The organism is Tenacibaculum sediminilitoris, assembly GCF_964513795.1.
Lineage (GTDB): Bacteria > Bacteroidota > Bacteroidia > Flavobacteriales > Flavobacteriaceae > Polaribacter > Polaribacter sediminilitoris.
On record NZ_CAZEQR010000051.1, the window covers coordinates 29,759 to 43,412 of the forward strand.

14 protein-coding genes and 1 tRNA gene are annotated in these 13,654 nt (G+C 31.4%); 6 read left to right on the forward strand and 9 right to left on the reverse strand.

Going from position 1 to position 13,654, the window contains the following annotated elements:
- Window positions 1-19 precede the first annotated feature (19 nt).
- Window positions 20-790 carry an enoyl-CoA hydratase/isomerase family protein gene (locus tag ACKTSW_RS13775; protein WP_408025828.1) on the forward strand — a complete coding sequence of 257 codons (771 nt, stop codon included), beginning with the start codon at window positions 20-22 and terminating at the stop codon, window positions 788-790.
- A 4-nt stretch (window positions 791-794) separates the two neighbouring features.
- Here the strand turns inward: ACKTSW_RS13775 and ACKTSW_RS13780 are convergent, their stop codons facing one another.
- The 3 genes from ACKTSW_RS13780 to ACKTSW_RS13790 form a co-directional block, all read right to left on the reverse strand.
- Entirely contained in the window at window positions 795-1,670 is an 876-nt protein-coding gene (locus ACKTSW_RS13780) for a sterol desaturase family protein (protein WP_408025829.1), read from the reverse strand.
- Window positions 1,671-1,672: 2 nt separating this feature from the next.
- Complete coding sequence (locus ACKTSW_RS13785) at window positions 1,673-1,858, reverse strand: hypothetical protein (RefSeq protein WP_408025830.1); 186 nt, start codon at window positions 1,856-1,858, stop codon at window positions 1,673-1,675.
- Window positions 1,859-1,990: 132 nt separating this feature from the next.
- Complete coding sequence (locus ACKTSW_RS13790) at window positions 1,991-2,860, reverse strand: AraC family transcriptional regulator (RefSeq protein WP_408025831.1); 870 nt, start codon at window positions 2,858-2,860, stop codon at window positions 1,991-1,993.
- Window positions 2,861-3,014: 154 nt separating this feature from the next.
- Here ACKTSW_RS13790 and ACKTSW_RS13795 point away from each other — a divergent pair, with 154 nt between their 5' ends.
- The 3 genes from ACKTSW_RS13795 (at window position 3,015) to ACKTSW_RS13805 (ending at window position 4,644) form a co-directional block, all read left to right on the forward strand.
- Window positions 3,015-3,389 (forward strand): lipocalin family protein, encoded by a 375-nt coding sequence (locus ACKTSW_RS13795; RefSeq protein WP_408025832.1) that lies wholly within the window; start codon window positions 3,015-3,017, stop codon window positions 3,387-3,389.
- A gap of 2 nt (window positions 3,390-3,391) precedes the next feature.
- Window positions 3,392-3,940, forward strand: coding sequence for a hypothetical protein (locus ACKTSW_RS13800; RefSeq protein ID WP_408025833.1), 549 nt, complete (start codon window positions 3,392-3,394; stop codon window positions 3,938-3,940).
- A 251-nt stretch (window positions 3,941-4,191) separates the two neighbouring features.
- Window positions 4,192-4,644 (forward strand): 6-pyruvoyl trahydropterin synthase family protein, encoded by a 453-nt coding sequence (locus ACKTSW_RS13805; RefSeq protein WP_408025834.1) that lies wholly within the window; start codon window positions 4,192-4,194, stop codon window positions 4,642-4,644.
- Window positions 4,645-4,716: 72 nt separating this feature from the next.
- Here ACKTSW_RS13805 and ACKTSW_RS13810 read toward each other — a convergent pair whose 3' ends face one another.
- The 4 genes from ACKTSW_RS13810 to ACKTSW_RS13825 form a co-directional block, all read right to left on the reverse strand.
- Window positions 4,717-5,220, reverse strand: a complete 504-nt coding sequence (locus ACKTSW_RS13810; protein ID WP_408025835.1) for a hypothetical protein — start codon at window positions 5,218-5,220, stop codon at window positions 4,717-4,719.
- Window positions 5,221-5,672: 452 nt separating this feature from the next.
- Window positions 5,673-6,239, reverse strand: coding sequence for an aminoacyl-tRNA hydrolase (gene pth / locus ACKTSW_RS13815; RefSeq protein WP_408025836.1), 567 nt, complete (start codon window positions 6,237-6,239; stop codon window positions 5,673-5,675).
- Between the two features lie 139 nt (window positions 6,240-6,378).
- Window positions 6,379-6,954 carry a 50S ribosomal protein L25/general stress protein Ctc gene (locus ACKTSW_RS13820; RefSeq protein ID WP_408025837.1) on the reverse strand — a complete coding sequence of 192 codons (576 nt, stop codon included), beginning with the start codon at window positions 6,952-6,954 and terminating at the stop codon, window positions 6,379-6,381.
- Between the two features lie 21 nt (window positions 6,955-6,975).
- Window positions 6,976-7,917 (reverse strand): ribose-phosphate pyrophosphokinase, encoded by a 942-nt coding sequence (locus tag ACKTSW_RS13825; protein WP_408025838.1) that lies wholly within the window; start codon window positions 7,915-7,917, stop codon window positions 6,976-6,978.
- Between the two features lie 110 nt (window positions 7,918-8,027).
- On the opposite strand from ACKTSW_RS13825, the gene ACKTSW_RS13830 reads away from it, so the two are divergent.
- A tRNA-Leu gene (locus ACKTSW_RS13830) sits at window positions 8,028-8,111 on the forward strand.
- A 513-nt stretch (window positions 8,112-8,624) separates the two neighbouring features.
- On the opposite strand, the gene ACKTSW_RS13835 is transcribed toward ACKTSW_RS13830, so the two are convergent.
- Both ACKTSW_RS13835 and ACKTSW_RS13840 read right to left on the reverse strand, forming a co-directional pair.
- Window positions 8,625-9,971 (reverse strand): hypothetical protein, encoded by a 1,347-nt coding sequence (locus ACKTSW_RS13835; protein ID WP_408025839.1) that lies wholly within the window; start codon window positions 9,969-9,971, stop codon window positions 8,625-8,627.
- Window positions 9,972-10,236: 265 nt separating this feature from the next.
- Window positions 10,237-10,941, reverse strand: a complete 705-nt coding sequence (locus ACKTSW_RS13840) for a CPBP family intramembrane glutamic endopeptidase (protein WP_408025840.1) — start codon at window positions 10,939-10,941, stop codon at window positions 10,237-10,239.
- Window positions 10,942-11,367: 426 nt separating this feature from the next.
- Between ACKTSW_RS13840 and katG the strand changes: the two genes are divergently transcribed.
- Entirely contained in the window at window positions 11,368-13,650 is a 2,283-nt protein-coding gene (gene katG, locus ACKTSW_RS13845) for a catalase/peroxidase HPI (RefSeq protein WP_408025841.1), read from the forward strand.
- The last annotated feature ends 4 nt before the right edge of the window (window positions 13,651-13,654 follow it).

Genomic DNA, 13,654 nt, shown 5'->3' on the forward strand with positions numbered 1-13,654 from the left:
AACAAACAACGATAAACAAATGACTACAACAACTAGAGAAAATGGAAGTTTATATACAAATATTGAAAACAATATTGCAACGGTTGAGTTTGGGCATCCAGCAAGCAATTCTTTTCCGAGTGCATTATTAGAGCGTTTAGCAAATGAATTTGATAAACTTTCTGTTAATGATGAGGTTTCAGTAATTGTATTAAAATCGGAAGGAGAAAGAGCCTTCTGTGCTGGTGCCTCTTTTGATGAATTGGTAGCGATTGATAATTTGACGGACGGAAAAGCATTTTTTTCAGGGTTTGCCAATGTTATTAATGCGATGCGCCGTTGTTCGAAACTAATTGTTGGTAGCGTACAAGGAAAAACTGTTGGTGGTGGAGTTGGATTAGCAGCTGCTTGTGATTATGTGTTAGCTACAGAGCATGCTTCTATTAAACTTTCTGAATTTACGATAGGTATTGGTCCGTTTGTAATTGCGCCTGTTGTAGAACGTAAAATAAACGTAAGCGGTTTAGCAGAATTAACCTTAGATGCTACCAGTTGGAAAAGTGCGTATTGGGCTAAAGAAAAAGGTTTGTATGCACGTGTTTTTGAAACACAAAGTGAATTGGATAAAGAAGTTGCCATTTTATCAGAAAAACTAGCTTCTTATAATCCAGAAGCGTTAGCAGAAATGAAAAAGGCTTTATGGATAGGAACTGAACATTGGGAAGAGTTACTAATTGAAAGAGCTGAAACCTCTGGTAAGCTTGTATTATCAGATTTTACCAAAAAAGCATTAGAAAAATTCAAGAGGTAAGAAATTACCTCTTTTTTTCATAAAAATAATCTGGCTTCCATATTAGATTTCCAAAAATAATTTTCAGTTTATGGTTTAAGGTTTTACACTTTTTAACATCTTTCCATATGTTTTTATATTCAATAAAATTTATTTTAATAGGATTGTTGGTTTTAATGTTTTTAGTTAGTCCATAAATTACTTTTTCTTCCTCCCTTTGAAAGGTACCGAATACTTTATCCCAAATAATTAAAAAACCACCATAATTTTTATCTAAATACTTGTTATTAGAACCATGGTGTACTCTATGCACTGAAGGAGTATTAAACACTTCATCTAACCAACTTAATTTACCAATATATTCTGTATGAATCCATGTTTGAAATTGAGCTACTAGAATCAATCCGACAATAGCTTGAAATGGAGAAAAACCAACTAAAACCATTGGAATTAAGAAAGCCCATTCAAATAAACCCTCTACAATACTCAAACGCATTGAAATGGTAAGATTATAATCTTCAGATGAATGATGAACACTATGACTAGCCCATAATATTCGATGCTCATGTTCTAAACGATGCATCCAGTAATAGGTAAAATCAGCAACGAAAAAAGCAAGTATCCAAGTAAAAGTATTCATAGGTATTGATAAAGGTGTTATCCAATGAAAAGGCATTAAAAAGATTACACCAATAGATCCTATAATTGTTTTTTCAATAAGTTGATTTAAGAAAAAGATACTAATATTTGCAAAGGTGTCTTTCCAACGCCTTCTTTTTCTAATAATAAAATCGACTAACAATTCAATGATAATTAAGCTTGTATTAAATAGAAAAAAATAACCTATATACAACATAACATTAGACTCTTCAAATAATGATATTAATTTGGCAAAACTCATTTCTATCTTTCTTTTTTAGTTACATATTCAGGAATAAAATAAGAGAACCATAAAAACCACAATAGGTTTGTTAATACCCAAGGAGAATTGTTTCCTTGAAAAAAGTCAATTATGTAAGGAATGTAATACGTACCTAAAAAACCTAAAAAGCCTAAATACCAATACTTGTGTAATTTGTAATCTTTCATGTGCTTATATTTATTTAATTAACAAAACAAAAATAGTTTGGGTAATGTAGGAGTGTTTGTCTATTTAGGACAAAAATTACCTTAGTATAAGAATCAAAGAAAGAGCGTTAATTTCTGTTTATTGGTCTTCGATTATATTACAGGAATGTAGATTTCTGTAATTAATTCTTCTTGAGAAGTATTTTCCTCATCATTTAAATAAAACTCTAAGATTGGTGCGTCAGCAAACTCTAATTGAACCTCATACATCCAATGCGCATAAATTGTATTGTATGTTTCAAAACAGCTTTCATGACTTCCTTTATGAACAAATTTTGCATATTTTTGAGAAGCAACTTCTTTAACTTTAAACATTCCTTCAACTTCAATTTTTTGTGCTTCTGTAAGTATAATTCCTGCATTATACCTACAATTAATAGATTCCGTTATTTCATCGTCATCCAAAACTTCACCAACAACAATAGTTTTATCAGTTAATAATTTACACTTATGAGCATATTTTAAAAGCTGTTTCCAGGTTTTCTCAATACCTTTTACATTTTCGTAAGCTCCTTGATATTGTATATAAAGCATTTGAAATGTTGGTAGAGTTTCAATTTCAAACTTTAATAAAGAATCATTTTTTTCATTATATTCTTCTAAAATTTGATTTGTAATTTTTTGTTGCAATGTATAAGAGCTTCTAAATCTAGATGGTGTACAGCGAAAATACTTTTTAAAAGCTTTACTAAAAGCTGCTACATCACTATATCCAATTTCTAGAGCAATATCTGAAATTTCATTATCTGAAAACTTTAAATACTGTGCAGCTTTTTCTAGTTTTCTTCTTTTAAGAAACTGACCAATAGTTTCATGCTGTAACGCTAAAAATATTCTATTAATATTTCGATAGGAATAAAAAGAAATATCTTCAATTTCATGTATATCTATTGATGTTTTAAAACGCTCTTCTAAAAAATCTAACAACTTATTAAAACGTTCTATTTGTGTTGAGTTTTTCATATATGGTATTTTACCTCTCAAAATTACAACAGGTTCTCACTTTATGGTTTGTTTGTTTAGGACAAAAGGTAAAAAATAAATATTGTCTTAAATGAACAAACTCACATTTTATCTGCATTATACTTTTGTTTAGAATTTAACAACCACTTATAGTATGTATCGAATTACTTTACTTATCACCTTGTTTTTAGCATCTCTATCTCTTTTTTCTCAAAAAAGTCTAAAATCTAAATTAATTGGAAAATGGCATATTCAAAATTATGAAGTACTTGGTGAAGTGTATCAGCCTTCTTTAAAAGAGAGCAATGATTATATCTTATTTAAAACAAACATGCTTTTTGAAGCTTCCTCTGAAGGAAATCAAGACAAAGGAACATGGAAATTAAACAAGGAAACCAAAATATCATTGATAACAGATGAAAATCAAAGTTTAGAAGTTACTTTATTAAAAATAACTTCGGTTTTTTTAACTATAAAGTATAACACTAAAGAATTAGACTACATTATTTTTCACTATAGAAAACAATAAATATGCGTTGTTTATTTTGGCTAACTCTTTTTTTAGCTAGTTTCGTTCACGCTCAAAATCCTAATATAAGTAAGAAAGAAACTCCAAGAACTATTCATATACTTTCTTACAATACTATTTTTAGTAAACATTACAAAGGGTTTAAAATTAAATACTCTGAGTTTTTAGATATTAAGGAGGACTTTATAATTCCTGTTGCATTTTCATTCAATAACTATCAACTAAAGTCAAATGTTTTAAAAAGTAAGGGCTACAAAAATTTTAATCAATTTTTATTAGGAGTTGGTTTAGATGGGTTTATTAAATTTTACAAAGGTATTTATATAGGTGTTGGTGTAAATGTTCCTTTTGGGCATGAAACAGCTAGGGGTTTTAATAACGAAAAAAAATCAAAATTCTTAATTGGATTTGAATCTAAGCAAGGAATAAGGTTGATTCCTTGGGAAGATTTAGGTATAGTTTTAGGAGTAAACTACAAACAGCAGTTTATCAATTCTAATGTGCTAAATAGAGAATTAAACTTTGAATTGGAATTAGGTATTAATTTTTAAAGTTTTTTCATTTTCTAGAGAGCTAAAAATTATAACATTTGAAATCAAATTCGTAATTTTGGCGAATAAAACAAGCATTAAAATGGGAAATTCTTTCTTTGCTATTTTAGCAGCAGGTGTTGCAGTTATTTATTTTTTTAATAAATATAGAGCAAACAAAAGGTTTAAAAGAAAATAAGAACCACTACAAAAAGTAGAGAAGTAACCTTTTTTAAAGGTTATTTTATAGCTTCTTTAGATATAGATAATTTATGAGTAAGATTAGAATTACCAAACAGTTTACATTTGAAACTGGACATGCATTGTATGGTTATGATGGAAAGTGTAAAAATGTTCACGGACATAGTTACAAGCTTTCGGTTACCGTAATTGGTTCTCCAATTACAGAGGCAAGTAATGTTAAGTATGGAATGGTGATTGATTTTGGAGACCTAAAGAAGATAGTAAAAGAAGAAATTGTTGATGTATTTGATCACGCTACGGTATTCAATAAAAACACTCCTCATGTTGAGTTAGCTAAAGAGTTAAAAGATCGAGGACATCATGTAATCTTAGTAGATTACCAACCAACAAGTGAAATGATGGTGATTGATTTTGCTAAGAAAATAAAAGGTAGACTTCCTGAAAACATCAAACTACACGCGATTAAACTACAAGAAACAGATACCAGTTTTGCAGAGTGGTATGCTTCTGATAATAAATAGTAATACAAAATAAAGAGGGAGGTTAGTTAACTAACCTCCCTCTTTATTTTATTAGTTGCACTGTTCGTTTAACTATTTAAAATATTTCTTCTTAAAATATGAGTAGCTAGCAATTCCAGAATGGGGAATAAAACCAATAATGTCTTTAGTTTTGGCATTCATTATCATTTTATGAGTTACCGGTAATACTGAACTGGCACTAATAGCCCCAAAACTACTTTTCGCCTTGACAAGTTTTTTTATTATTGGAAAAGCAACTAAAACATCTTCTTTGTTTTCAAAAGCTTCTGAAATTCTATTAGCAGAAACTAATTTTACAGTAGCTTTTGGAAGAAGTGCTTGTAAATCGTTTTTTATTTTACCGTGTACAATCGCTTTCTGAAATAAAATAGTGCTTCCTTCAAGTTTGGCGCAATTGTTTTTCATTTCTTCTTCAGCAAAGTCTTCAAAAGTAATTTTATCATTAACCTCTATAGCTTTCTTGATATATTTTTGAGATAAAACAATAGATGCCATCATATTTTCTTTAGATAAATATGTTGGACCATTTTCTTTTTCTTTCTCTAAAAATCCCATAGCTTTTTTAAGCTCTTTATCGGCATAACCAGGAAGATTATAGTTTACATTAGTAATATGGTTTTGATAAATAGCCTTTTTCCTATTTTTTTCCGAAGCACCATAGGTAATAGCATAAATATGAGTAGATTCTAAGTTATAGAATTTGTTAATTTTAACATTTCCAAGAGTTTGGGTGGTTAAAATAGTTAAATCTAAAACAGCATAAGTGTTGGTTTTATTTTTAACTAAATCTTCTAATTGTTTATTTGTAAGGTATTGAATATTTTCAACAGAATTTAATTTCCAATATTCAGGAACAATGTCTTTAATATTGTTGTTAAAGTAAGAGATATGCTTTCTGTAATCTCTTAGTTCTTTTTGATACTTTTCTTTCTTTTAATGGCAAAGGAAGAATAAATAAACTTATTCTACAACTTTAAAAACACTGATTTTTTTAGGAAAATTTAAAGTTATTTTCCGTTAAACTCATTCATTGTATTGGCTAACCCTGCATTTATAAATGAGGTAACTGCATTAACAGATGTTGGTATGCGTTCAATCATAGCACTTTCTTCTTCAGTAGACCATTCTCCTAATACATAATCAACTTGTCGTCCTTTAGAATAATCTGAACCAACCCCAAAGCGAAAACGAGGATAAGCACCTGTGTTAAATTTATCTTGAATATCTTTTAGTCCGTTGTGCCCACCAGAACTTCCTTTTCCTTTAATACGAAGCTTTCCGAAGTCGATATTCAAATCATCAGTAATAATCAGTAAGTTTTCTACCTGAATATTTTCTTTTTGCATCCAGTATTTAACTGCTTTTCCACTTAAATTCATATAAGTGTTAGGTTTTAAAACAATAACTGTTTTTCCTTTAATTTTAAGTTTAGCAATATCACCTAGCTTATCGGTTTCAAAAGAACCTCCGTGCTCTTTTACAAAAGCATCAGCGATTTTAAAACCAATATTATGACGTGTGTTGTGATATTTTTCACCAATATTACCTAAACCTACGATTAAAAATTTCTTCATCGGATTGTCTTCTATAGCTGTTGATTGTTTTTTCGAAAAGCCAAATATTTTTTTAAAAAAGGAACTAAAAATCATGAGGCAAAAATAAAAAAAAGCGCTACACATGGTAACGCTTTTTGTAAACTTAACTAAGTAAGTTTTATTTTTCTACATCAGCTGCTGCTTTTGCCGCGTTACGAGACATACGAACTTGAGCAACTACTGTGTTGTCTGGGTGTAAAATTGTATAGTTATCGTTCTTTAAAGTAGTAACATATAACTTATTACCAATTTCTAACTCAGTAATATCAGCTTCGATATAATCTGGTAAATTAGCTGGTAACGCTTTTACTTTTAACTTACGTAAGTTGTGACGTAAAGCACCACCTACCATAACACCTTTAGAAACTCCTACTAAACGTACAGGAATATCCATTGTTACATCTCTATCATCAAATAATTGGTAGAAATCTACGTGTAAAATACTATCGTGTACTGGGTGAAACTGTATATCTTGTAATACAGCATTGTATGCTACACCGTCTAATTCAATCGTAGCAGTAAATACATCTGGAGTATATACTAATGACTTGAACGATTTTTCATCAGCTGAAAAATGTACTGGTTTGTCTCCTCCGTATAATACGCAAGGAACCTTTCCAGCATTACGTAAGGCTTTGGTTGCTTTTTTACCTACGCTTTCTCTTTGAGATCCTTTGATTGTAATTGATTTCATTACTTTGTTTATTAAATTTATTTACATTAAAAATTGATCGCTAATTGATGTATTGTCTTGAACTTTATGCATCACATCAGCGAACAAAGCGGCGCAAGATACAACTTTTATTTTAGAGGTATTCTTTTTTAAAGGAATTGTATCTGAAACGATTAGCTCTGTTAGTTTTGAATCTTGAATTCTTTCATATGCATTACCAGAAAGAATTGGGTGTGTACAAATAGCACGTACACTTTTAGCACCACGTTCCATCATTAAATCAGCTGCTTTCGTAAGCGTTCCTCCAGTATCAATCATATCATCTACAAGAATTACATTCTTCCCTTCAACTTGACCAATAAGTTCCATATGTGAAATCACATTGGCTTTTTGACGCTGTTTATAACAAATAACAACATCACTTTCTAAGTATTTAGAATACGCATATGCTCTTTTAGAACCTCCCATATCTGGGGAAGCAATACTTAAGTTATCTAATTTTAAGCTTTTAACATATGGTAAAAAGATAGTCGACGCAAATAAATGATCTACAGGTTTTTCAAAGAACCCTTGAATTTGATCAGCATGTAAATCCATGGTCATAATTCTTGTTGCTCCTGCCGTTTCTAATAGTTTAGCAACTAACTTTGCACCAATTGCCACACGAGGCTTGTCTTTTCTGTCTTGGCGAGCCCAACCAAAATAAGGCATTACGGCAGTAATATGTCTTGCAGAAGCTCGTTTAGCACCATCACACATTAATAACATTTCCATTAAATTGTCAGCTGAAGGAAACGTTGACCCTACAATGAAAACCCTTCTTCCTCGTATAGACTCTTCAAAAGCAGGTTGAAATTCACCATCGCTAAAATGTGTAGTAATTACATTTCCTAGTTTGGTTCCGTAAGCATGGGCAATTTCTTCTGCTAATTCAATACTTTGTGAACAGGCAAAAATTTTTGGGCTTAATTGGTTTGTAGCCATTTACAAAAAGATATTTATAGTTAGTGTTGTTGTTGAGGCAAAAATAAAACTATTTTAAGAGTTTAAAAGATATTTTAAATGAAATATTTTATAGATTTGCACTCATCAAAGCCAAAGTGGTGGAATTGGTAGACACGTCGGATTCAAAATCCGATGCTCGCAAGGGCGTGTGGGTTCGAGTCCCACCTTTGGTACAAAAGCTGTGCAATAAGCACAGAACCAGTTTTTTTATTCAAAAATTAAAAAGCTGTGTCAAAATTGAGTCATTTTTAAGTTCCTGCAAAAGGAAGAATTTAAGCGTTTCAGAAATCGCGTTCCTAAAATATGGCTACAGTTTAAAATTGAATTTATATACCATATTGGGTGTTTTAAAATCTGAAAGGCACATGTAATCTTATTTGGTTGTATAAATTAACTGCATTTTTTGAAGCTGTTTTTGCGTGCGCTACATTATCAAAGGTCTGGTCGAGTAAAATTCATCTTTTAGAATACCGTTTACACTTTCTGCAAGGTATTTTCTTCTGTTATACTAATAGCTATCCTTTTTCTTTTAAGGATTTATATGTTTTCTGATTGTAAGTTTGGCTAAAATTTTTAATTCGAAAGGTTTGTTCAAAGTTGAAAGTCTTCGAGGATTTTCAGAAGTAGACGAGAACAAGCAATTAACTTTATACAATGCAAGCTGCCAGTCTTAAGGTTCTTATGTTTTAAAATTTATTTCCTACATAATCAGTTCTAGCTCCTATATCCTGACCATTACTAGCAGCTCCTTTTCCCGGTGAATTCATTTGTAACTCATAACTTTTAGGATTGATAATGGGGTCTAAAAATCTTGGGAAACCAGCTATTGAATTAAGGTCTTGATTATCTGGAACAGAATTTACTTTCCATTGCGCCAACGTGTATTCTTCAGACTGATAATAAATATTACCTCCAAGGAGTTGATAATTAGAAGTATTGGTATTAGTGTTTGTTTTATACCTAAGTAACTCAAGGTTACCTAATATCACATTATTTTCTATAGTAGCATTAATAACAGGGTCGTTTCCATTTTGTATTTTCAAATCTGACAAAAAAGTATTATGAGAGATAAAGTGTCCGTCAGGTTGTTCAGAGCCACCTCCGTTAGATATTTCTACATCACTGCTAAATATGTTGTTAGTAATTTCAAAAACACCTCCTTCAGCTTTTCCTGCAAAAAAACAAGACTCACCAGTAGATGTTTCAGGTTGATAATTATACTTAATATGAATATCAGCAGGGCCGTTGATTGACTGATTAGAATGCTTATAGTAAAGAGGTCTAGGTGCATTTGTGATTACATTGTTTTCTATTCGCATATGTGTTACACGAAAAGCAATGATAGCAGCTGTATTACCATGAACACCATCGCTAATTACACCTGGTCCTGTAAAATTACAATTAAATATTCCAAAATAGTCTGAATTATAATTTAGAGCCTGAAAAAAGCCATGATTATCTCCACCAGAGCCAGTCATTTTCCCCACAACGTTTCTTATAGTATGATGATTGGTTGGTGTATCTTCTCCTAAATTGATTCCCTCAGAACCAGTCATTTCAAAGCCGTACCAAAGCCAATTTTCCTGTCCGTCTATTTCTACTCTGGCATTCAATGTTAATTTAGCAGGAGTTGATAGTGAAGGAGCGCTTCTTATATAAGCGAATTGAGAAGGTTTTCCTGGACCAGGTCCATAAAATTTAGTATCAATAAAAGAATTAACAGTAATATCAGATGCTATATTTAAACAGTACCAAGTACTTGAAGCAGCTAATTCTTGTAATGCTTTATCAAAAGTTGCCCAAGGAGCATCTTTTGAACCATTGTTATCATCATTAGCATTAGCTCCTCCTAAAAACCTTTGATTTGAAATAGCAATCTCATGAGAGGGAATTGAAGGGTAGTTTTTATCTGAATAGATCCTAAACTCTTCATCAATAGGCTCCAAATCTATTTTATCTTCCTTTAAACATGATATCAAAAATAAAGACAAGGATAATAGTAAAAATGTAATGAGTTTTATTAGAGGTTTCATAGATGTTTTTTAATTACGTATATTTTTATTGATTGTTGCTAATGGTTGTAAAGGTGTGTTAAGTTAGCAATTCATTAATTTTAGTATTTTAAATCAGAAAGAAAAAACGTAGAGTAAAGTTACGATATACGTTGAAACTTAGATTTCGTCAACATTAATAATCCCCTCTCTCTCTTCTATTAAAACAACAATGTTCAAATTTAATGAAGAATTTATTTATTTTTTAGCTCAGTTCTTTGTTAGCGTGTCATTTTTATTCGAGTAATTATATTCTATCAATCATCGACATTGTGTTAAGTAAACAATGAGCAATAATTAAAGGCCATAAATTCCGTCCAAATTTCACATAAGCGATTCCCATAATCAAACCTATAATTCCAGCAGTCAGTGACCTTGCTGAAAAATCATAAGAATGTCTAAATCCAAAAATTGCGGCTTGTAATACCACTGCAATTATTGTAGCAAAAGCAGTTGATGAAAAAAGACGTTCAATCCAATTCATTAAAAATCCTCTATCTAATAATTCCTCCAACATTGATTCTAATAAAACCATAGGCATAATGGATAAAAAAAGCAACCAATTCCCTTTTAGATTTCCAAATTTTGAAGTTGCAGTTTCAGATGAAGTATCTGGTGCAATTGAAATTGGCAAACTGTCTTTGACAATCTCAAATATTATCATTGAAATAATTACAGCGATAAGAATTAAAATCGAAATTCCGAGAGCTTTAAGAACATTGTTTGGTTTGCGTAAACCTAACTCTTTCCAAGTAACATTTCTTGCTTTCATTCTCCAAGTTGCAACTATCAAAGTTATAAATGACCAAAAAAGTCCATTCGCAAGAAAACCTATTTTCGGGATGTATATTTCTCTAATCAAAAACATTACAGAAATGTAAATAATTAAGTCAAAAAGAAATCCTTTGTAATTAGAAGGTTTTGAAGCAGAGTTTAGGATGTTGAAGTTCATTTTGGTTATTTAGTTTTAGGATTGGACGATTTTTTTTGAAAATGTTACAATCCTAATTTTCGGGTGGTTTTTCAAATGCATTTAAATTTTGTTTTACAATTTCTTTTTTCATTTTTACAAATCAGCATTTTTTTATAAAACTAATCATTTTTTAATATAATTTTTATATTCATCGTAAGTTATTGATATATAAAATTTTATGTTGGTTTATTTTATAATGAATACAAATAATATATATAAGTAGATGAAAAAAATAATTAGAGGGTGTTTTTTTAAAAATTAGTTTACTCAAAAAGCAGGCTTTATCATTTTATTCAGAATATAGAATAAATCCAAGCTACATCGCTATAAATTATATCTATTAATTATTTAAAAAATATAACTATTTCAAATATAGATTTGTTAAAAATCAATTAATAATTAAAAATGAAAAAAATAATTTTAAGCGTAGTCACAGCTTCTTTACTTTTTTCTTGTAGTGGTAAACAAAACCATGGAGAAGAAAAAGAAAAGGGAGGTTGTCCTTTTGGCTTTGACAAAGGGCATAAAAAAGAACAGTTAACAGAAACTAAGTCAAACAAAGATTGGTGGCCCAATAAGTTAGATTTAGATGTACTTGCACAAAACTCGGAATTATCTAACCCGATGGGAGAAAGTTTTAATTATGCTGATGAATTTAATAAGCTAGATTATGCAGCGTTAAAGGCAGACCTAACTAAACTAATGACAGATTCTCAAGATTGGTGGCCTGCAGATTATGGACACTATGGACCTTTATTTATTCGGATGGCATGGCATAGTGCAGGAACATATCGTACGGGAGATGGTAGAGGAGGCACTCGTATGGGAATTCAACGTTTTGCCCCACAAAATAGTTGGCCAGATAATGCTAACTTAGACAAAGCGAGAAGATTGTTATGGCCTATTAAACAAAAGTACGGGAAGAAAATTTCTTGGGCAGATTTAATGATTTTAACAGGGAATGTAGCCATAGAGTCTATGGGGTTAAAAACTATTGGTTTTGCTGGAGGTAGAGAAGATGTTTGGGTACCACAAGAAGATGTGTATTGGGGGTCTGAATCTGGTTGGTTAGAAAGTAGAAGATTGAATGAAAATGGAGAGTTAGATTTAGAGGTTGAAAACCCTTTAGCAGCTGTGCAAATGGGATTAATTTATGTAAATCCTGAAGGGCCAGACGGAAACCCAGACCCAGTAGCATCAGCTAAAAATATACGTATTTCATTTGGTAGAATGGGAATGAATGATGAAGAAACGGTTGCTTTAATAGCAGGTGGACATACTTTTGGAAAAACTCATGGAGCAGGACCAGCAGATAATGTTGGACCTTCACCTGAAGCAGCAGGTATTGAAGAACAAGGCTTAGGATGGAGAAGTAGTTATAAATCGGGTAAAGGAAAAGATGCCATTACTTCTGGTTTAGAGGTTATTTGGACACCAACACCAACACGATGGAGTCATGCTTTTCTAAATACGTTATTTGATAATGAATGGGAATTAACTAAAAGCCCTGCAGGAGCACACCAATGGGCAGCTAAAGATGTTGGAGAGGTTTTTCCTGATGCTTTTGATAAAAATAAGAGACACAGACCTACGATGTTAACTTCAGATTTAGCTTTAAAGTTTGACCCAGAATATAAGAAAGTTTGTGAGAAGTTTTTAGAAGACCCTTTAGCTTTTGATAAAGCTTTTGCGAAGGCTTGGTTTAAGCTTACACATAGAGATATGGGTCCTAAAACTACCTATTTAGGACCAGAAGTTCCTGAAGAAGAGTTTATTTGGCAAGATCCTATTCCTACACGTACTTACAAGCTGATAACTGAGGTAGATATTAATTCTTTAAAAAAGGAAATTATAAATTCAGGGATTCCACATAACCAATTGATAGAAACAGCTTGGGCATCAGCTTCTTCTTTTAGAGGTTCTGATAGAAGAGGAGGTGCAAATGGAGCACGTGTTCGTTTAGAGCCACAAGTTAATTGGGAAAGTAATAATCCTGGGCAATTAAAGAAAGTTTTGACTATTTATGAGGAAATACAGTCTAAATTTAATAATGATTCTAACAGTAGAAAAGTTTCTATGGCAGACTTAATTGTTTTAGGAGGTTCAGCTGCGGTTGAAGAGGCGGCAAAAAAAGCAGGTTTTCCAATTAAAGTTCCTTTTAACCCTGGTAGAACTGATGCTACACAAGAGCAAACAGACGTAAATTCTTTTGCTGTTTTAGAACCAATGGCTGATGGCTTTAGAAACTATGAAAAAAAGAAATATACACTAAAACCAGAAGAATTGTTAGTTGATAAAGCGCAGCTATTAACCTTAACTACTCCTGAAATGACCGTTTTAGTTGGTGGTATGAGAGCTTTAAATGCAAATTATAATAATTCAAAAAATGGAGTGTTAACCAATAATCCAGGGGAATTAACGAATGATTTCTTTGTTAACCTGTTAGATATGAGTACATATTGGGAACCTACTTCTGAAGAACAATTGGTATTTGAAGGGAAAGATAGGGCAACTAATGAAGTAAAATGGACAGCGTCTAGAGCAGATTTAATCTTTGGGTCTAATTCTGAATTACGAGCTTTAGCTGAGGTATACGCGAGTAATGATGCTAAAGAAAAGTTTGTAAAAGATTTTATCGCTGCTTGGGTTAAGGTAATGAACTTAGACAGGTTTGATTTAAAGTCTTAAATAA